Consider the following 19,716-nt stretch of genomic DNA (forward strand, 5'->3'; position numbering starts at 1 on the left):
GCGGTCACCACCGGACGGGCAGTTCCCGCAGTCCGCCGACGGCGAGCCCTTCGACGCGGCGCAGCTCGTCCGCCGGGACGGCGAGCTCGAGCGTGGGCAGCTTGCGCAGCAGGACCTCCAGGACGACCTGCAGCTCGGTGCGAGCCAGCGGCTGCCCGAGGCACGCGTGCGCGCCGGCGCCGAAGGACAGGTGCGGGTTCGGGCTGCGGCCCAAGTCCATCTCGGCGGCGTTCTCGAACGCGCCCTCGTCGCGGTTGGCGGCGGCCATGCTGCACATCGCGGTGGTCCCGCCGGGCAGCACGGTGCCGGCGACCTCGAAGTCGTCGGTGAAGTAGCGCATCATCCCGACGCCCGCGTTGGCGTCCAGGCGCAGCGACTCCTCGACGGCGGTGCGCACCAGCGCCGGGTCGGCCAGCAGCCGTTCCCACCGGCTCCGGTCGGCGAGCAGCATCGCGACCATCTTGGCGATCATGTTGGCGGTGGTCTCGTGGCCGGCGATCAGCAGGCCGATGCCGGTGGCGATCAGCTTGGCGTCGGACCAGCCCTCGGGCAGCAGCGCGCTGAGGATGTCCTCGCCGGGTTCGGCGCGCTTGGCGGCGATGAGCCCGCCCATGTACGCCCCGAACTCCTGCTGCGCGGCGTCGAACTCGGCCTGCGTGTAGCGGGTCATGCTGAGCATGACGTCCGACCAGTGCGCGAACCGGTCGCGGTCGGCGTCGGGCACGCCGAGCATGTCGCAGATGACCCAGACGGGCAGCGGGAAAGCCAGCCCGGCCTTGAGGTCCCCCGGCGCGCCCTTGGCGACGAGGTCGTCGATGAGCTGCTCGGCCATCGCGGCCATGCCGGGCCGCAGGGCGGTCATCCGCTTGGCGGTGAACCACTTCCCGAGCGTGCGGCGCCAGGTGAGGTGGGCCTCGCCGTGCTGCGGGAGGACGGTGGCCATCTCGCTGTTGAAGACCCCGCCGGACTCGGTGTCGGCGACCCGCGCGGCATTGTCGGCGGGCGTGGGCCGGGTCCACCGCGGATCGGAGAGCACGCTCTTGACGTCGGCGTAGCGGGTGATGAGGGCGGCCTCGTCCCCGCTGGCCAGCCGCACGTGCGCGACCGGGCACTTCGCCCGGAATTCCGCCCATTCGGCCGGCGGCGCGAGCGCGGTCTCGGCGTCGAACGGGAAGCGCGGCAGCTCGGTGTGGCTTTGCGTCATGACGGACTCCTCGTTGGTGAATGTCCCCTGCCACCGAGCATGGCCAAGGTCCGTCATTACGTCAAGCGCTTGACTTAAATCTTGCCGACGAGAGGATGCTCGGCGACGCGGGCGACGCCTACTCGCGCTCGACCTTGCGCAGCCCGCCCTCGGGCGTCCACCACTCCACGACCAGCAGCGTGGCCTCCGGGTTCAGGTGGGTGTGCACCACCTCGGCGACGTCCACGCGGAAGCCGTCACCCGTGTCGACCGCCCGGCCGGAGATCTTCGCCTCCCCCGGCCACTTCGCCTCTTCACCGTCGACCGGGTCGACCGTCGCGCTGTGCAGCGCCAGCCGGGGATCGCGTTTCAGGTCCACGCCCTTGCGGGCGTTCGGCATCGAGCCGAACGTCAGCTCGCCGTCGGCGAACTTCGTCTCGATGCCGGAGATCCGCGGTGCCCCGTCGGCCCGCAGGGTCGCCATCGTCTTGTGCTTGTGCGCGTCGAACAACCCCTGCACGCGCCGAGCGAACTCCGGTTCCGCCGCTTCGAACTCACGCCACGCCGTCATGCGGTCATGATGGCAGCCACCGGGCGTGCACCGCCGCGGGTTTGCGGAACACCAGCCCCGACGGCGCGGCCGGCTCCGCCAAGGTGATGCCCGGCAACCGGTCGAGCACGGTTTCCACGGCGATCCGCGTCTCCAGCCGGGCGAGGTCGGCGCCGAGGCAGAAGTGCGGGCCGTGCGCGAACGCCAGCTGCTTGCGCAGGTTCGGGCGGTGCACGTCGAAGACGTCCGGGTCCGGGAACACCGCGGGGTCGCGGTTGGCGGCCGTGAGCGACACAGTGACGAGGTCGCCCCGGGCGATCGACGCGCCCGCGAGCGAGACGTCGCGGGTCGCGTACCGGTCGACCACCGCCGCCGCGGGTTCGAGCCGCAGCGACTCCTCGATCGCCGCCGGGATGAGGGCACGGTCGAGGGGCGCCGGCTCGCGCAGCAGGTGCAGCAGGAGGTTGGTGATCATGCCTTCGGTGGTCTCGATGCCGCCGAACATCAGCACCGCCGCGTTCGACACCACCTCCGGCAGCGCCAGGGTCTCCGCCGCCTCGGTCAGCAGCGAGCGCCGGCCGACCGAGCCCTCGAGGTGCGCACGCAGTTCGCCGAACGCTTCGCCACCGCGGGAACCCGGCGGACGGCCCGCCGAAATGTCGTCCACTGTGGACACGATCGCGTCGTACCAGGCCAGCACCTGCGCCGCCTCGGTGCCGGCCAGGCCCAGCGCCTCGGCCACCACCGCGACCGATAGCGGGCCGGCCAGCGCCCGCCGCAGCTCGGCCTTCCCGGCCGCCGCGAACCCGTCGACCAGCCGGGCGCATTCGGCGCGGACGAACCCGGCGAACCGGTCCTCGATCTCCCGGGGCCGGAAGTGCCGGGAGAACGGCGTCCGGTGCCGGGTGTGCTCGGCCGCGTCCAGCGAAAGCATCGACGGGCCGACGACCCGGGCCGTCGAGAAGCGGGGGTCGTCCACGGTGAAGGTGGCCGCGTCGCGCATGACCTGCACGGCGAGGTCGTGCCGCGTGACCAGCCAGCCGTGCAACTCCGGCAGCCAGGCCACCGGCTCGGTCGCGCGGAGCCGGGCCAGCAGCGGGTACGGGTCGGCCGTGAGCTGCTCGATCACGCCTTCAGCCCGGCGATCAGGAGGCCGACCAGGCGGCGCGCGTCGTAGTCCGGGTTGTCCTCCGCACCGATGCAGAGGTTGCCGACGCCGCGCATCAGCTCCAGCGCCCGCACCCGCGCGGTCAGCCCGGCCGCTTCGAGCAGCTCGGCGCACACCGGGACCAGGCGGTCCAGGAAGTACGCGTGCAGCGTGTCGAAGCCGTCGCCCTGCAGGACGCCGGCCAGCCCGTGCTTGGTCACCAGGAAGTCGACGAACAGGTCGATCCACTCCGCCAGCGCCGCGTGCGGGGAAGCGGCCGAGGACAGCAACGCCGGACCGGCCGAGGCGCACTCCTCCACCTGGTGCCGGTAAACGGCGACGATCAGGTCCGCCCGCGTCGGGAAGTGGCGGTAGATCGTGCCCATCCCGACGCCCGCCTTGGCCGCGATGTCGCGGACCGGCGCGTCGACCCCGGACGCGACGAACACCGCCGCGGCCGCGTCGAGCAGCGTTTTCTCGTTGCGCTGCGCGTCGGCCCGCTTGGGTTTGCCCACCACACGACCTCCCGGGTTGCTAAACGGAACACTGCTCCGTATCGTTAGCGGAGCAACGTTCCGTTTGCCATCTTGTCACGGAGGCCATCGAAATGCAGTACCGCACCCTGGGCCGCACCGGCGTCCAGGTCAGCACGCTCGCGCTCGGCGCGATGAACTTCGGCGCCATCGGGCGCACCACCCAGGACGAGGCCACCGCCCTCGTCGACGCCGCCCTCGAAGCCGGGATCAACCTCGTCGACACCGCCGACATGTACGGCCAGGGCGAGTCGGAGGAGATGGTGGGCCAGGCGATCAAGGGCCGCCGCGACGACCTCGTGCTGGCCACGAAGGCCACCATGCCGATGGGCGACGAGCGCAACCACCGCGGCAGCTCGCGCCGCTGGCTCTTCAAAGCCCTGGACGACAGCCTGCGGCGGCTCGACGTCGACCACGTCGACCTCTACCAGGTGCACCGCTGGGACCCCGCCACGAGCGACGAGGAAACGCTTTCCGCGCTCACCGACCTGCAGCGCGCGGGCAAGATCCGCTACTTCGGCTCGTCGACGTTCCCGGCCTACCGCATCGTCCAGGCCCAGTGGGCCGCGCGGGAAAACCACCTGGGCCGGTACGCCACCGAGCAGCCCGGCTACTCGATCCTGCAGCGCGGCATCGAGGCCCACGTGCTCCCGGTGACGCAGGAGTACGGCCTCGGCGTCCTGGCGTGGAGCCCGCTCGCGTCGGGCTGGCTGTCGGGCGCCGTCCGCGCCGGGCAGGAGATCACGACCAGCCGGTCGAAGGTCCTGCCCCAGCGCTTCGACCTCACCGACCCGGTCAACCAGGCCCGCCTCGACGCCGTCGAGAAGCTGGCCAAGCTCGCCGACCAGGCGGGACTTTCGCTGATCCGGCTGGCGCTCGGCTTCGTGACCGCGCACCCGGGCGTGACCAGTGCGCTCATCGGCCCCCGGACGCTCGACCACCTGAAGTCGCAGCTGGAAGCGGCCGACACCGTGCTGCCCGCCGATGTGCTCGACGAGATCGACACGATCGTCGCCCCCGGCGTCGACCTGGCCGCGCACGAGAAGTTCGACACCCCGCCCGCCCTGCTCGACCCGTCCCTCCGGAGGCGTTGATGACCCCCCGTTTCGGCATCCTGACCGCACCCATGAACGTCGGCTACGACGAGGTCCTGCGCGTCTGGCGCGAGGCCGACGAGATCCCCGAGATCGAGCACGCCTGGCTGTTCGACCACCTCATGCCGATCGGCGGCGACCCGGACGGCCCGATCTTCGAAGGCTGGACGCTGCTTTCGGCGCTGGCCGCGCAGACGCGGCGGATGCGCCTCGGCCTGCTCGTCACCAGCAACCGCTTCCGGCCGCCCGCGATGCTGGCGAAGATCGCGACCACCGTGGACATCGTGTCGGGCGGCCGGCTCGACTTCGGCATCGGCGCCGGCTCGCGCCCGAGCCATCCGCTGGCCCGCCGCGAGTACGACGGCCACGGCCTGCCGTACCACAGCCAGGACGACGCCGTCGCCGCGCTCGCCGAGGCCTGCACCGTGATCCGTCGCTTGTGGACGGAGGACGGGCCGTTCGACTTCGACGGCGAGTACGTCAAGCTGAAGGGCGCGTTCGGCAACCCGAAGCCGGTGCAGCGGCCGCACCCGCCGATCATGATCGGCGGCCGGGCGAGCGCGACGCTGCGCGTGGTCGCCGAGCACGCCGACCTGTGGAACATCCCGGGCGGCGGCGACATCGAGGACCTCGCGGGCCGCAGCAAGCTCCTCGACCGCTTCTGCGCCGAGGTCGGCCGCGACCCGGCGGAGATCACGCGGTCGATCTTCCTGCCGGTCGACTACGACAAGCCCGCGGCCACGCGCGAGAAGATCGAGGAAGCCGCCGGCGCCGGCTTCGGGCACATCGTCCTCGGCCTGGCGAACCCGTACCCGGACGGCGTGGTGCGGTGGGTTGCCGACGAGCTGATCCGCTAGCTACTTGTCGACACCTTCGTACGTGCCCTGGGTGAACCGGCGCGAGAACACGAAGTACACGATCGCCACCGGCAGTGTCATCAGCAGCGCCGCGGCGAGCTTCAGCGGGAACTGGTTGCCCTGGCCCAGCTCGCCGGACACCAGGGAAGCCACCCCGGAGGTCAGCGTGTTCAGCGCCGGGTCCTGCCGCGACACGATGTAGTGCGGCAGCTCGTTCCAGGATCCCTGGAACGACAGGATGGTCACGGTGATCAACGCCGGTTTCGACATCGGCAGCACCACCGACCAGAACGTGCGGAAGGGGCCGGCGCCGTCGATGCGGGCCGCCTCCTCCACGCTCACCGGCACCGTGTCGAAGAACTGCTTCATGATGAAGACCCCGGTGCCGTCGACCAGCAGCGGGATGATCATCCCCGAATAGCTGTCGTACATGCCGAGCTGGTTGAGCACCAGGAACTTCGGGATCAGCAGCACCACGCTCGGGACCGCGATGACCGCCAGGACGGCCCCGAACACCGCGCGCCGGCCGCGGAACCGCAGCCGGGACAGCGCGTACCCGGCGAGCGAATTGAACACGACCCGGCCGACGGTGATCGTCACCGAGACGAACACCGAGTTCGCCGCCCAGCGCGGGAAGTCCTGCTCGGCGAGCGTCTTGAAGACACTCGCCGACCACTCCCGGGGCCAGGGCAGGAGCGGGTGCGCGGTGGCGTCGGCGTCGGTCTTGAACGCCGTCGCGAGCTGGATGAGGAAGGGGTAGATGTACAGCGCCGCGACCAGCAGCAGCACCGCGTACCCGAGCCAGCGTTTCTTCATCGGCGCTCCCGCAGGACCCAGCGCTGCACCAGTGTGAAGGCCACGATCACGAGGAACAGGAGGAACGCGATCGCCGCGCCCTGGCCCCACTGGTGACCGATGAACGACGACGAGTACGACAGGTACGCCGGCGTCAGCGTCGTGTTGGCCGGGTTGCCGCGGCTGAGCACGTACACCTGGTCGAAGACCTGCCAGGTGCCGATCAGGCCGAGCGTCAGCACGAGGAACAGCGTCGGGCGCAGCTGCGGCAGCGTGACGCGCCAGAAGCGCTGCCACGACGTCGCGCCGTCGATGAGGGCGGCCTCGTCGACCGACGGCGGCAGGTTCTGCAGCGCCGCGTAGAACATCAGCATGAACCCGCCGGTGGAGGTCCAGACGACGAGCACGATGATCGAGCACATCGCCACGCTCGGGCCGGCCAGCCAGTCCCACCAGGACAGTCCGAGGAAACCGTGGCCCGCCAGCGCGGACGGCGGGTTCGCGGGGTCGCCGAGCGCGAGGTGGAAGATGCCGCGCGGGTCGGCGAACCAGCTCGGACCGTCCACTCCGAACAGTTTCAGCGCGGCGTTCACCGTGCCGGTGCTGGAGAAGAGGAACAGGAACACCACGGAGATCGCGACCGAGCTGGTCACGGTCGGGAAGTAGAAGGCGGTCCGGAAGAACTGGCGGCCCTTCAGCTTCTTCCGGTGCAGCAGCAGGGCGAGGAACAACGCCAGCGCCGTCTGCAGCGGCACGACGAACAGCACGAAGTAACCGTTGTTGCGGACGCTGGTGGCGAAGTTCTGCCGCGTCAGCCCGGGTTCGGCGAGCAGGGCGGCGTAGTTGTCCCCGCCGACGAAGTGCACGCGGGAGGAGAACGGGCTGCCGTTGCCGGTCCAGTCGCTGACGCTCACCCAGAGCGCCATCAGGATCGGCAGCACCATGAACAGGCCGAGCACGATCAGCGTCGGGGCGAGGAAGAGCCAGCCTGCCTTGCCGTCGCGCCGGAGGGGGCGGCGGCCCCGGGTGCCGCGCAGGGGTGCGGTACCCGGGGCCACCGGCGTGGTGAGCAGCGTGCCCATGGCGTCACTGCCCCAGCGCGGCCGCGGTGTTCTGCTGCAGCTGCTGCAGGATCCGCTTCGGGTCGGCGCCCGGCAACTGCTGCAGCTGGGCGTCGAAGTCGGTCAGCACGGGGTCCATCTTGGTCAGGGTCACCGGGCCGTGCGCGTGGTCGGCGCCGGCGACGAACGCCGACTGCGCCGGGAACTTCTGCTCGTACTGCGCCCGCACGGACTGCCGCGACGGGATCACGCCGAAGGCCTCGGCGAACGCGAGCTGCTGCTGCGGCTGCATGAACGAGTCGACGAGCTGCTTGGCCTGGTCCTGGAACTTGCTCTTGGCGGCGATGCCCCAGCACTGCGTGAACGACAGCGTCCCGGGCCCGGCCGGGCCGGCGGGCAGCGCGACGACGCGGTACTTCACGTCCGGGTAGTCCTTCTTCATGCCGCCGACCATCCAGTTGCCGTCGATGCTCATCGACGCCTTGTGCTGGCCGAAGGCCTCGCCGGAGTCGCCGGCGCCGATCTGCTTCGGGTACTTGGCCACCCCGGAGGCAAGCAGGTCGCGGACGTAGGTCAGGGCCTGGAGGTTCTGCGGGCTGTCCGCGGTGGCTTTCTTCTGGTCGGCGTCGACCGCCCAGCCGCCGGCCTGGACCAGGAACGCACCCATGCGGTCGCGGGTGTCGTTGAAGACCAGCCCGGTGCGGCCGCCGGTGGTCAGCTTCTGCGCGACGGTCTTGAGCTGGTCCCAGGTCTTGGGGAAGTCGGCGTCGGTGAGCCCGGCCGCGGCCCAGTCGTCGGTGTTGATCGCCAGCGCGAGCGTCGAGAAGTCCTTGGGGGCGCAGTAGAGCTTGCCGTCCTGGGTGAACGTCGTGCGCAGGGTCGGGTAGATGTCGTCCTTGTAGGACAGTCCGTCGCCGTACGGGAGCATTTCGGCGGCGTAGCCCTGGAACTTGGTGGCGTCCACGGCGAAGACGTCCGGCGGGCTGCCCGCGGCGAAGCCCTGGCTCAGCTGCTGCGCGAGGTCGTTGGCGGAGACGACCTCGGCTTTGGAGCCGTCTTTGCCCCAGGCCGCGGCGGCGTCCTGCATGGCTTTGAGCTCGGCGCCCCCGCTCGCGGCGATCATCACCTTGAGGGTGGCGGGCCCGGCCTGCTGGGTGGCGGGCTGCGACGAGTCGCTGAAGCCACTGCCACAGGCGGAAAGCGGGAGCAGCAGGCCGGCTGCCGCGAAGGCGGCCACAGTTCGGCGGGGAAGCATCGATCCTCCTTGATCGCGCGGGGACTCAGGTGGTGCGGAGTACGAGGTGCGGGGTGAAGAGGGTGGTCGCGGGTTCGGCTTTGCCGCGCAGGATGGTCCGCAGCTGCCGCACGCACTCGGCGGCGACGTCGGCGATCGGCTGCGCGACGCTGCTCAGGCCGAGGACGGAGGCGGTGGGGGTGTCATCGAAGCCGATGACGGCGGCGTCGGCACCGGGGCGGATGCCGCGGTCGCGCAGTTCGGCGGTGACGCCGAGGGCGAGCGAGTCACTGGCGCAGACGAACGCGGTGGGCGGGCCGGCGTCGGGCAGGCGCGCGGGGTGGCCCTCGCCGCTGGGCTGGTTCGCCGAACGGCCGCCTTCCTCGCTCCCGGCCGCCCCTGCGCTGCCGAGCGTGCCCGCCGAGCTGCCGCGCCCACCTGCGTCCAACAGCCGGGCCGCCGCCGAGCGGCCGCCCTCCACCCCGTCGTACACCGCGGCCTGCGGGCCCTCACCGAGCCCGGCCGCCGCGAGCCCCGCCGCCCAGCCCGCGCGGCGGTCGTCGCCGCTGCCCGATCCCTCGGGCCAGCCGACGAACGCGATCCTCCGGTGGCCCTGGCGGACCAGGTGGTCCGTGGCCAGCCGGGTGCCCGCCGCGCCGTCGACGTCGACCCACGGGTGGGTGTCCTCCGCCCCCCACGGCCGGCCGAACGTGACGAACGGCAGCTCGCGCTCGAGCAGCCAGCGGGTGCGCAGGTCGTCGTGGTGGGTGTTGGTCAGCACGAAACCGTCGATCCCGACCGAGGCGATCAGGTCGGCGTACGCCCGGGTCTCGGCCTCGTCGTCCGCCGCGGTGAACAGCATGATCCGGTGGTCGTAGCGCTCGGCCGTCGCGGTCAGCGAGTGCAGGAACTGGTCGAGCACGACGCCGCTGACGCCGTTGCCCGACGGCGGGATGCACAGCCCGATGATCTGCGACCGCGTCGTGCGCATCTGCCGCGCCGCCGTGTTCGGGCGGTACCCCAGCCGCTCGATGGCCGCCAGCACGCGTTCGCGCGTCTCCGGGCTGACCACCTCGGGCGAGTTGATCACGTTGGACACGGTCTGCCGCGACACCGCGGCCGCCTCGGCCACCGAGTTCAGCGTGGGCCGTCCCATGTCGCCTCCGTTTTGAACGTTCAACTCGCGGCTACTCTGAACCCGTGGCGCTGAGCTGTCAAGACCTCGAATCCAGTTGACATTCTTTCGTTTGATCGATCCAATCGTAGTCATGGCCGACCTCCAGCCCCTTCTCCACGACCTCGCGATCGCCCTGCACGCGCCGACCGTCGTCCTGTCCGGCCGCGACGGGCAGATCCGCGGCGGCGGCACGCAGGGCCTCCTGCACGGGGACCTGCGGCTGCTCAGCGAAGCCGTCGTGACGGTCGACGGCGACGAGCCGGAGGCCATCGGCAGCGACGAACCGGGCGCCGACCACGCGCGGTTCACCGGGCTGCTGCGCCGGCTCGGCAGCCCCGGGCCCGATCCGACGGTGTGGCTGCGGCGCGACCGCCGCGTCACGGCGTCCGGGATGAGCGAAGAGATGGAACTCGTCTCGACGGACGGGGTGAGCCGGCGCTGCGTCGTGGAAGTGGTGCTGGCGGCCGACTTCGCGCCGATCGACGAGATCAAGTCGGGCGGCCGCCGCCCGCCGGTGGCCCCGGACGGCACGCGGTGGGCCGCGGACTCCGCGACGGCCGAGGTGACGGCCGAGGGCGCCGAAGCCGTCGCCGACGGTCCCCGCGTCCGGCTGCGCTGGACGGTGGAGGCGCCGGCCACGCTGCGCTGGTCACTGCGGGTTTCCGACGAACGCGCGTTGTTCGTGCCGGCCGGCACCCGGCTGCCGCGCCCGGCGGTGCACGCCGACGACCGCCGGCTCACCGCGTTGCTGGACCGCGCCCTCGACGACCTCGACGGCCTCCTGCTCGCCGAGCGCGACCACCCCGGCGACGCGTTCGCCGGCGCCGGCGCGCCCTGGTTCCTCACGCTGTTCGGGCGCGACAGCCTCTGGGCCGCGCGGCTCGCGTTGCCGCTCTCGGTCGACGTCGCACTCGGCACGCTCCGGACGCTCGCCCGGGCGCAGGGCACCCGGCACGACCCGGCGACGGGCGAGGCGCCGGGCAAGATCCTGCACGAGCGGCGCCGGGACGTCTTCGAGACGATCGGTGGCGCTTCGCTGCCCGCCGAGTACTACGGGACCGTCGACGCGACCGCGTTGTGGGTCTGCCTGCTGCACGACGCCTGGCGCTGGGGCCTGCCCGAGGACGAGGTCCGCGACCTGCTGCCGACCTTGCGGTTCGCGTTGTCCTGGATCACCGGCGCCGCGGATTCCGACGGCGACGGGTTCGCCGAGTACCGCGACGAGAGCGGCCACGGCCTGGCCAACCAGGGCTGGAAGGACTCCGGGGACGCCGTCCGCTTCCACGACGGTGAGCAGGCGAAACCGCCGATCGCCCTCGCTGAAGTCCAGGCGTACCAGCACGAAGCCGTCGTGCGCGCGGCCGAGTTGCTGACGGCTCTCGGCGAAGCTTCCGACGGTCTTCCCGAGTGGGCGTCGGCCTTGCGGACCCGGTTCCGCGACCGGTTCTGGGTGTCCACTTCGGACGGTCACTACCCGGCTTTGGCCCTGGACGGCGACAAGCGGCCGGTGGACGCCCTGACGAGCAACATCGGCCACCTCCTCGGCACCGGCCTGCTGTCCGCCCCGGAAAGCTCGGCGATCGGGGCCCTGCTGCTGGACCCCGCGCTGGCGTCCGGGTTCGGCCTGCGCACGATGAGCGCAGCCTCGGGCGGCTACTCGCCGTTGAGCTACCACTGCGGCTCGGTCTGGCCGCACGACACGGCGGTCGTCATCCGCGGCCTGCAGCGGTCGGGGCAGGGTTCGCGTGCGGCTTCCCTGGCCACCCAACTGCTTTCGGCCGCCCCGGCGTTCGGCTACCGGCTGCCGGAGCTGTTCTCCGGACACGACGTCGCGGAGACGTCGTCGCCCCTCCCCTACCCGGCGTCGTGCCGGCCCCAGGCGTGGTCGGCGGCGGCCGCGGTGAGCCTGCTCATGGCGTTCCTCGGCTTGGACGTCGACGTTCCCGCCCGGACGGTCACCCTGGACCCGCCCCGGCCGAGCCCGGTCGGGGCGCTGCGGGTCCAGGGCCTGCCACTGGCCGGGTCCACTTTGGACGTCACGATCGACGCGGCCGGCGAAGTGACGGAGTTGCGGCTGCCCCCGGGTTTCTCAGTCCTTCCGGAACGGTCCGACGAGTAGGAAGGGCACGCCGAACAGGCCGGTGCCGGGCCGCATCGGGCGCAGTTCGACCTCGGTGTAGGCGCCGAACAGCCGGCGCAGCTCGTCCGGCGTGTACGCGAGGCCGCCGTGGAGACTGCGGTCGCGGTAGAGCTGGGCGTCCGGGACTTCGCTGCCGGAGCCGGGATCGCGGGTGCCGGCGGCGAAGCACGCGAGGCCGAAGTGGCCACCCGGTTTCAGGTGCCGCTCCAGCAGGGCCAGGTAGCTGATCCGCCGGTGCGGCGCGAGGTGGTGCAGGCAGCCCGAGTCGTAGATCAGGTCGTAGGTCTCGTGCGGCAGGCCCATGGCGAAGATGTCGGCCTGGTGGAAGCGGACGCCGGTGCCGCGTTCGGTCGCCCAGGCGATCGCGGCGGGCGACCGGTCGACGGCGTCCACGTCGTAGCCGGCTTCGGCGAGCCTCCGCGCGTTGCGCCCGGGCCCGCAGCCCAGTTCCAGCGCGCGGCCCCCGGTCAGCGGCCCTTCGCGGAGCCAGGCGTCGAGGTTCTCGTCGGGCTGGTCGGCGAAGAACGGGACGGGCCGGTCGCGGTCCTCGTAGAAGCCGTCCCACTCGATGTCTTCGAAGAGGCCGTCCAGGATCCGCAGGAGGTCTTCGACCGACCGGACGTCCCGGTTCACGCTTCGACGCGCTCTCGCACGGTCTTCAGTTCCTGGTCGACGACCGTCATCTGCGCGTCGACCGCCGCCGGGTCGGTTCCCGCGGGGAAGAAGAGGCTGAAGATGAGTTCGGCGCCGGTCAGGTTGGGCACGACGCGCGCGAAGAGGCCGAGGTTCGGGGCGTCGGCACTGACGAAGTCGACGACACCGTGGTCCTTCGCGACCTTGACGGCGACTCGCCGCGGCCCGGTCTCGTCGGGGATCCGCCAGACGTCGCCGTGTTCGTGCTCGACGGCCGGCGCGAAGCCGGGCGCCCACTCGGGCAGGTGACGGGCGTCGGAGAGGTAGTCGAAGACACGGTCGGGCTTCGCGGTGAGGGTGATCGTGCGCGTCTCGGCGCGCCCTGTCTCGATTGATGTCATGCCGGAAACGATACGCACCTGCGTATGATTTGTCCACGCGTAAGATCTGGCCGGTGAGCGAGGATCTCGGAGCGTTGTGCGCCGGAGCGGCCCGCGTGCTGGCCGAGGCCGAGCGCCCGGTGCTGGAGGAGCACGGGCTCTCGATGTGGCAGTACGTGGTGCTGTCGGCCCTGTCCCCGGGGGCGGCGCCGAGCCAGCTGGTGTTGGCCCAGCAGATCCACTACGACAAGACGCGGTTGATCGCCCTGCTGGACGGGTTGGTCGCGGAGGGGCTGGTGAGCCGCTCGCCCGACCCGTCGGACCGGCGGGCCCGGGTGGTGCGGTTGACGCCGCTCGGGGTAGGCCGTCATGCCGCGGTGCGCGACGCGATCCGGGTGGTGGAGGAGGAGTTGCTGGCGGGGATGACCACCGAGGAGCGGCGGGTGTTGCGGGCGGGGTTGGCACACCTGGCCCACTCGGACTGACCAGTGCCGCTGTCACGTTTCACCCGTCGCGGGCGACTTCATCGTCGTGAACGCGGAGAAAGGCCGGACCGGTGAGGATGGCCGGTGGTGGCTGGCGAAGAGGGTAACTGCCGCAATGGTGTTCGGCCTGATCGCGGCCGGCCTCGTGCTCAGCCCGCTCGGCCGGGGCATGTCCGACCAGCTCACCACCGCCGTACTCGCCTTCGTCGGAGCGTTGGTGACCTTCACCGCGACCGTCATCGGCTTTTCGGTACAGCGTCAGGCGCAAGTCAAGCAGAACCGCCAGTTCGAACTGGACGCGGCGATGCGAGCGGGCCGGCTGATCGCACCGGAGGACGGCTCTTCGGCCAGCCCGTCCGCGCTGGCATCGGGACTGGTGGCACTGACCAACCTCAACCAGGCCGAGCTGGCCGTTTCCCTGCTGGTCGACCTGTGGTCCGTCCGGGTCGCCGATGACGGCAAGCGCCAGGACAACGACCGGTGCCAGGTGGCCAACGAAATCGCGATCCTGGTGATCAACGGCGCCCTGTCCGCGGACTGCCGCAACGCTCAGCTGATGGCCGCCGAACTCCTGTGCCGGAACGCGACCAGGCTGACCGCCACCCAGTCCCTGCACTGGCCGGCCGTGATCGACGGCTGCTGGCGAGAGGAGTTCGGCAAACGCACCAAACTCCTCCTCGTCGAAGCGCTGGTGAACATGACCACGTGCCCGGGAAAACCCGCGAACGAAGCGGCGCTGAGATCGGTCGCGGTGCGGCTTCACGGCGTCTCCACGGACCCTGAAATCAAAGTCAAAGCCTGCGTCGGCAAGCTCATCAAGGCCCTGCTCCCCGCGTTGAAACGGTGCAAGAGCAAGGAGTTCGCCCAGGGCGGTGTCATGGTGACCATCGAACAGCTCATACGAGCGGCCGACTACCCGCCGGACAATCCGGACGGCTACCTCAGCGAACTTTCGGACTGCCTCGCCGAACGCCTTCGCGAATGGGCTGAAGACGCGACCGGCATTCCGACAGACCCGGGTTGCCTGGCCACCGCCGGTTAGCGGGTGGCAAGCGAACCTGCCACCCGCGCCACCGTCAGCCCACCGAACAGAGCGTCCCGTTCAGCCTGAACGCCGTCGGCAGGATGTTCGGCCCGCCATAATCCGCCACGAACCCGACATCCACACCACCCGCCAACGACCCCGATGAAATCACCTTCACCGCCGCACCTTCCTGCGTCCACGTCCCGTTCCAGCCGCTCGTCACCCGCTGTCGCGCCGTCGGCCACGAGAACGTCAACGTCCAGTCCGTCGTCGGATCCGTGGACACCACGTGGATCCCGCCGACGAACCCGCTCGCCCAGTCGTTCACGTCCGTCAGCCGCACCGTGCAACTGCTCGCGGCCGGCGCGCCCGTCGTCAGTGTCAACGGCGGGGACGCCCACGACACGTTCCCCGCCGCGTCGCGCGCCAGGACGTTCACCGTGTAACGCGTTCCCGGAAGCAGGTTCCGCACCGTCAACGACGTCGCCGTCGTCTCGCCCCACTGGCCGCCCTCCTGCCGGTACACCTCGTACTTCACGCCGGACGCCGACGGTGGCCAGCTGATCGTCGCCGTCGTGTCGGTCGTCGTCGCGGTCGGCTGCCCCGGGGCCGCGACCCCGACCGGAGCCGCCGCAGGATGCAGCACCACCGTCGTCAGCGAGTACGGCGGCAGCGTCCGGTCCCACGACGTCGCGCGGGTGATCGACGATGCGCCGTTCGTGAAGGTGAACACCTCGGCGACAGAACCTGCGTAGTCCACCGTCACCGCCCGAGCCGACGAAGGATCCTTGTTCACCAGCAGCACCGCGAGATCCCCGTCCGGACGGCGGACCGCGTGCACGTCGAGCAGCGGGTCGTCCGCACTGGCTCGCACGAACTGGTCGCCGGGACGCGCGAACGCGCTCAGCATCTTCAGCCCGTAATAGGGCGCGAACGGCGTGTTCAGCGCGGGCTCGCAACCACCGTCGAGACACGTCGCACTGGACAGCAGGCCGTAGTCACCGTAGTCCGGGTAGCCGGCCACTGTGGACAGTGCGGTCCCGCCGTTGTGCGTGTCCCACCAGTCGACCGTGAACACGCCGTTCTCCAGCAGGGACGCGTACGCCTCGGCCGCGAACAGCGCGCCCGGCTGGGTGTTCATGCCGATCGGCGTGTTCGTCTCCGTCAGGGCGATGCCGAGCGGCCGGCCCGCGTACCGCGTGATCTGGTCGCGCGCCAGGTAGATCATGTCGTCCACCTGCTCGGTCTTGGAAAGCGCTTCCGCGGCCGTCGACCCACCCGGGTACCAGTGCAGCACGACGAAGTCGACGTGCGGGCCCGCGATCGACAGCACCGTCTGGTTCCACGTGCCGGTGTCGCCCGCGCCGACGATGCCGTCCGGCCAGTTCGCCGGCGTCGTGAGCACCGCGCCGATCTTCACCGACGGGTCGGCGGCCTTCATCGCGTCGGCGTAGGCCACGACGCCCGCGGCGTACGCGGCCGGGCTCTTGTCCTCGTGGTCGTCGGCCTCCCAGTTCGCACCGTAGTGGCCGTTGCCGTACAGCTCGTTGCCGATCTCCCAGTACTTGACGCCGTAACCCTTCGTGACGTTCGCGTACCGCACCCAGTCCGCGGCCTCCTGCGGCGTCCCGGTGCCGTAGTTGGCGATGACGATCGGCTGCGCGCCGGCCCGTCTCACCCCGCCCATGAACGTGTCGAAGTCCGTGCCGGGCGCCACGTAGCCGCCCGGCGCGGTGTTGTCCTTCCAGTGGTAGATGTCGCCGTAGGAGCCGCCGGGGTAGCGCATCGCGGCGACCCCGGCGGCGCCGAACAGGTCGGCCACGGCATCGGTGCCGAGCTGGCTGTCCCACACCGCGTGGTTGACGCCGAGGGCGGTGTCCGGCACGGTGGCCAGCCCCGCTCGCGCGTCGACCGTCACGGTCGCTTCGGGCGGAGTCGCCGCGGCCGCCGCCGGCACGGCCGCCACGAGCACGGCGGCCACCGGCCACGCTGCCCAGCGCAGACGTCGAGCTGTCATGGATCGTCCATCCTCACTCGTCGAGACGCACGGATGGCTGAGAGCGCTCTCAGAGCAGAGAACCAGTGTGCGGCCCGGAAGTCAACGAAAGTCCCGGGACGGCCCCGGCCGCATCGACAGGTCGAGGCGTTCCAACCGGTCGGCGACGAGCGTGACGACCCCCTCGGCGGCCTGCGCCTGCCCGCGGACCAGCAGCGCGGCACTGGTGCGGGCGACCAGGCGCTGCCGCTGCCACAGGCCGGGCGAGACGAGGACGTTGGCCATGCCCGTCTCGTCCTCGAGGTTGAGGAACGTGATCCCGCCGGCGGTGGCCGGACGCTGCCGGTGCGTGACCGCGCCGCCGACCCACACCCGCGTCCCGTCTTCGACCCGCAGGAGCTCGGCCGTCGTGATCGCGCCGCGCGCGGTGAGCAATTCGCGCAGGTATTCGACGGGGTGGCTGTCCGGGGAGACGCCGGTGGCCCACAGGTCCGCGGCGGTGACCTCCAGCCGCGTCATGCCCGGCAGCGCGGGCGCGTCGAGGCCCGGGGCCAGGCCGGGCAGGTGCCCGGGCCGGGTGGCCGCCGCGGCGCCCGCGGCCCAGAGGTCCTGACGCCGGTCGCCGCCGAACGCGCCGGCCGTGGCCAGGGCTTCGACGGCGTTCTTCTTCAGCTGGACGCGGCGGGTCAGGTCGCCGGCCCCGCCGTACGGGCCGTTCGCGTCACGCTCGGCGACGATCCGGTCGGCGACGTCGTCACCGAGGTGCCGGACCCCGGCGAGGCCCAGGCGGAGCGCGACGCCGCCGGTGCTCCCGGCATCGGGTTCGAGGGTGGCGTGCGCGAGGCTGGTGTTGATGTCGGGTTCCCGGACGCGGACGCCGTGGCGGCGCGCGTCGGCGACCAGGGACTGCGGGCTGTAGAAGCCCATCGGCTGGGCGCGCAGCAGCCCGGCGCAGAACGCGGCCGGGTAGTAGTGCTTGAACCACGCACTCGCGTACACCAGCAGCGCGAAGCTCATGCTGTGCGCTTCGGGGAAGCCATAGCCGGAGAAGGCGTGGATCTGCTCGAAGATGCGCGTCGCCAGCTCGCGGTCGAGGCCGTTGGCTTCGCAGCCGGCGAAGAACCGCGCCATCAGCGCCTTCATCTTCGCGCTGGACCGCTTGGCGCCCATGGCCCGGCGCAGCTGGTCGGCCTCGGCCGGGGTGAAGCTCGCGACGTCGACGGCCATCTGCATCACCTGTTCCTGGAACAGCGGCACGCCGAGCGTCCGGTCCAAACTGGACGCCAGCAGCGGGTGGGCGTGCTGCCACTTCTCTTCCCCGCGGCGGCGCCGGATGTACGGGTGCACCGAGCCGCCCTGGATCGGGCCGGGCCGGATCAGCGCGACTTCGACGACGAGGTCGTAGAACTCCCGCGGCCGCAACCGGGGCAGCGTCGCCAGCTGCGCGCGCGACTCCACTTGGAACACTCCGACGGCGTCGGCTTCGCAGAGCATGTCGTAGACGTTCGGGTCGGCGAGGTCGAGCTTGCCCATGTCCACTGTGGAATCGTGGTGCTCGGCGACGAGGTCGATCGTGTAGTGCAGTGCGGAGAGCATGCCGAGGCCGAGCAGGTCGAACTTGACCAGGCCGACGGTCGCGCAGTCGTCCTTGTCCCACTGCAACACCGATCGGTCGGCCATGGTCGCCCATTCGACCGGGACCACTTCGGACACCGGCTGCTTCGAGATCACCATGCCGCCGGAGTGGATGCCGAGGTGGCGCGGGAAGTCCTCGATCCGGGCGGCCAGGTCGAGGACGTCGGCGGGGATCTCGCCGGCCGTCTGCTGCCGGGCACCACCCCAGCGATCGACGAGCTTGCTGTAGGCGTCCTGCTGCCCGGGGCTGTGACCGAGGGCTTTCGCGGCGTCGCGGATCGCGGACGGCGCGCGGTAGGTGATGACGTTGGCGACCTGCGCGGCGTGGAAGCGGCCGTGTTTCTCGTAGACGTACTGGATGGCCTCCTCGCGGCGGCCGGACTCGATGTCGATGTCGATGTCCGGCGGGCCGTCGCGTTCCGGGGCGAGGAAGCGTTCGAACAGCAGGTTCCACTTCACCGGGTCGGCGTGGCAGATTTCCAGGGCGTAGCAGACGGCGGAGTTCGCCGCGGAACCTCGGCCCTGGCAGAGGATGTCCGCTTCCTTGCAGAACCGGACGATGTCCCACACCACCAGGAAATAGCCGGGGAAACCGAGTTTTTCGATGATGGCGAGCTCGTGGTCGAGCTGGGCGTAGGCCTTCGGGTTGTCCTCCCGCGATCCGTAGCGTTTTGCCGCGCCACGCCAGGTCAGTTCGGTCAGGAACGACATTTCGTCGCGCCCGGCCGGCACCGGGAACGGCGGGAGGTCGGGGGCGACGAGCTTCAGGTCGAACGCGACCTCGACGCCGAGGACGGCGGCGCGTCCGACGGCGCCGGGATAGCGTCGCTCGAACCGGCGGCGCTGCTCCATCCCGGACCGCAGGAACGCCTGGCCCGACGGCGGCCGCCAGCCTTCGAGCTCCTCGGCCGACCGGCGGGCCCGGACGGCGGCGACCATGTCGGCCACGACGGCGTCTTCCGGGCGGGCGTAGTGCGCGTTGTTCGAGACGATGGTGGGCAGCCGCAGGTCCTTCGCCATCTCGGCGAGGTGGTCGTTGGCCGCGTCGTCGAGGGGCTGGCGGTGGTCGATCAGCTCGACGGCGACGTGCCGGGGCCCGAACCAGTCGGCGAGCCGGCCCAGCTCGGCCCGCGCGGCGGCGGGCCCGCGCTCGGCGAGCGCCCGGCGGACGGGCCCCTTGCGGCACCCGGTGAGCACGACGACGTGCCCGGCGAGCTCGTCGACGAGTTCCTCCAGGTCGTAGACGGGGCGGCCCTTCTCCCCGCCCGCGATCTGGGCGTGGGAGATGACCCGGCAGAGGCGGTGGTAGCCCTCCTGCTGCCGGGCGAGCACCAGCAGGTGCGACCCCCGGGGGTCCGGTTCCCCGGCCTGCGGCGCGGGCAGGTCGAGCGAGAGTTCGGCCCCGAACCCGACCCGCACGCCGAGCTCCCGGGCGGCGTCGTTGAACCGGACGGCACCGTAGAGGCCGTCGTGGTCGGTGAGGACGAGGGCGTCGAGCTCGAGCCGCGCGGCCTCCTCGACGAGCGTCTCGGGGTGACTGGCGCCGTCGAGGAAGCTGAAGTTGGAGTGGACGTGCAGCTCGGCGTAAGGGGCACGGATCCGGTCGCCGGCGTCGTCCCGGGCACGCCGGGTTCGGAGGTCCTCGGGCGCCCCGCCGTACCCTTCGCGTTTGCGCGACCACGCCGGGGCATCGTTGCCATCACCGGGTGGCCGCCCGGAAGCGATCCGCTCCACTTCGGACCACGGCACGCTCGGATTGTTGAACGCCAAGACTTCGCTCCCCACAAGGAGT

General features: G+C 71.3%; 17 protein-coding genes. 5 read left to right on the top strand and 12 right to left on the bottom strand.

The features are described 5' to 3' along the window. Positions 1–4: 4 nt before the first annotated feature. From QSK39_RS01470 to QSK39_RS01485, 4 genes are all read right to left on the bottom strand, one after another. Positions 5–1,204: a cytochrome P450 gene (locus tag QSK39_RS01470; RefSeq protein ID WP_285475849.1), complete on the bottom strand. Its 1,200-nt coding sequence runs from the start codon at positions 1,202–1,204 to the stop codon at positions 5–7. Between the two features lie 118 nt (positions 1,205–1,322). After that, positions 1,323–1,754, bottom strand: a complete 432-nt coding sequence (locus QSK39_RS01475) for a pyridoxamine 5'-phosphate oxidase family protein (protein ID WP_285475850.1) — start codon at positions 1,752–1,754, stop codon at positions 1,323–1,325. 4 nt (positions 1,755–1,758) lie between these two features. Continuing rightward, positions 1,759–2,862, bottom strand: a complete 1,104-nt coding sequence (locus tag QSK39_RS01480) for a cytochrome P450 (protein ID WP_285475851.1) — start codon at positions 2,860–2,862, stop codon at positions 1,759–1,761. Further along, positions 2,859–3,395 (bottom strand): TetR/AcrR family transcriptional regulator, encoded by a 537-nt coding sequence (locus QSK39_RS01485; protein WP_285475852.1) that lies wholly within the window; start codon positions 3,393–3,395, stop codon positions 2,859–2,861. The genes QSK39_RS01480 and QSK39_RS01485 overlap by 4 nt, the downstream gene beginning before the upstream one ends. A 92-nt stretch (positions 3,396–3,487) precedes the next feature. Between QSK39_RS01485 and QSK39_RS01490 the strand changes: the two genes are divergently transcribed. Both QSK39_RS01490 and QSK39_RS01495 read left to right on the top strand, forming a co-directional pair. Next, positions 3,488–4,507, top strand: a complete 1,020-nt coding sequence (locus QSK39_RS01490; RefSeq protein WP_285475853.1) for an aldo/keto reductase — start codon at positions 3,488–3,490, stop codon at positions 4,505–4,507. After that, positions 4,507–5,364, top strand: coding sequence for an LLM class flavin-dependent oxidoreductase (locus QSK39_RS01495; RefSeq protein WP_285475854.1), 858 nt, complete (start codon positions 4,507–4,509; stop codon positions 5,362–5,364). Before QSK39_RS01490 ends, QSK39_RS01495 begins: the two co-directional genes overlap by 1 nt. Here the strand turns inward: QSK39_RS01495 and QSK39_RS01500 are convergent, their stop codons facing one another. From QSK39_RS01500 to QSK39_RS01515, 4 genes are read right to left on the bottom strand one after another with little or no spacing between them, the layout of a single operon-like run. Next, positions 5,365–6,180, bottom strand: coding sequence for a carbohydrate ABC transporter permease (locus QSK39_RS01500; RefSeq protein ID WP_285475855.1), 816 nt, complete (start codon positions 6,178–6,180; stop codon positions 5,365–5,367). Further along, the gene (locus tag QSK39_RS01505) at positions 6,177–7,241 is read right to left on the bottom strand and encodes a carbohydrate ABC transporter permease (protein ID WP_285475856.1); all 1,065 of its coding nucleotides are present in this window, start codon (positions 7,239–7,241) and stop codon (positions 6,177–6,179) included. Before QSK39_RS01505 ends, QSK39_RS01500 begins: the two co-directional genes overlap by 4 nt. Before the next feature lie 4 nt (positions 7,242–7,245). Continuing rightward, entirely contained in the window at positions 7,246–8,475 is a 1,230-nt protein-coding gene (locus QSK39_RS01510) for a sugar ABC transporter substrate-binding protein (protein ID WP_285475857.1), read from the bottom strand. A 25-nt stretch (positions 8,476–8,500) separates the two neighbouring features. After that, on the bottom strand, positions 8,501–9,610 hold the full coding sequence (locus QSK39_RS01515; RefSeq protein WP_285475858.1) for a LacI family DNA-binding transcriptional regulator: 1,110 nt from the start codon (positions 9,608–9,610) through the stop codon (positions 8,501–8,503). Between the two features lie 112 nt (positions 9,611–9,722). Here QSK39_RS01515 and QSK39_RS01520 point away from each other — a divergent pair, with 112 nt between their 5' ends. Continuing rightward, the gene (locus tag QSK39_RS01520) at positions 9,723–11,750 is read left to right on the top strand and encodes an amylo-alpha-1,6-glucosidase (RefSeq protein ID WP_285475859.1); all 2,028 of its coding nucleotides are present in this window, start codon (positions 9,723–9,725) and stop codon (positions 11,748–11,750) included. On the opposite strand, the gene QSK39_RS01525 is transcribed toward QSK39_RS01520, so the two are convergent. Together QSK39_RS01525 and QSK39_RS01530 are read right to left on the bottom strand one after the other, a co-directional pair. Then, on the bottom strand, positions 11,721–12,404 hold the full coding sequence (locus tag QSK39_RS01525) for a class I SAM-dependent methyltransferase (RefSeq protein WP_285475860.1): 684 nt from the start codon (positions 12,402–12,404) through the stop codon (positions 11,721–11,723). The two genes, QSK39_RS01520 and QSK39_RS01525, sit on opposite strands and share 30 nt — an antisense overlap. Then, the gene (locus QSK39_RS01530; RefSeq protein WP_285475861.1) at positions 12,401–12,805 is read right to left on the bottom strand and encodes an SRPBCC family protein; all 405 of its coding nucleotides are present in this window, start codon (positions 12,803–12,805) and stop codon (positions 12,401–12,403) included. The genes QSK39_RS01525 and QSK39_RS01530 overlap by 4 nt, the downstream gene beginning before the upstream one ends. A gap of 53 nt (positions 12,806–12,858) precedes the next feature. On the opposite strand from QSK39_RS01530, the gene QSK39_RS01535 reads away from it, so the two are divergent. Beyond that, entirely contained in the window at positions 12,859–13,269 is a 411-nt protein-coding gene (locus QSK39_RS01535) for a MarR family winged helix-turn-helix transcriptional regulator (protein ID WP_285475862.1), read from the top strand. A gap of 46 nt (positions 13,270–13,315) precedes the next feature. Next, entirely contained in the window at positions 13,316–14,311 is a 996-nt protein-coding gene (locus QSK39_RS01540; RefSeq protein ID WP_285475863.1) for a hypothetical protein, read from the top strand. Between the two features lie 34 nt (positions 14,312–14,345). Here the strand turns inward: QSK39_RS01540 and QSK39_RS01545 are convergent, their stop codons facing one another. Together QSK39_RS01545 and QSK39_RS01550 are read right to left on the bottom strand one after the other, a co-directional pair. Continuing rightward, positions 14,346–16,310 carry a cellulose binding domain-containing protein gene (locus tag QSK39_RS01545; RefSeq protein ID WP_285475864.1) on the bottom strand — a complete coding sequence of 655 codons (1,965 nt, stop codon included), beginning with the start codon at positions 16,308–16,310 and terminating at the stop codon, positions 14,346–14,348. A gap of 81 nt (positions 16,311–16,391) precedes the next feature. Then, positions 16,392–19,694 (bottom strand): error-prone DNA polymerase, encoded by a 3,303-nt coding sequence (locus QSK39_RS01550; protein ID WP_285475865.1) that lies wholly within the window; start codon positions 19,692–19,694, stop codon positions 16,392–16,394. Positions 19,695–19,716 lie beyond the last annotated feature (22 nt).

This window comes from Amycolatopsis sp. NBRC 101858 (assembly GCF_030269325.1).
Taxonomy (GTDB): domain Bacteria; phylum Actinomycetota; class Actinomycetes; order Mycobacteriales; family Pseudonocardiaceae; genus Amycolatopsis; species Amycolatopsis ponsaeliensis.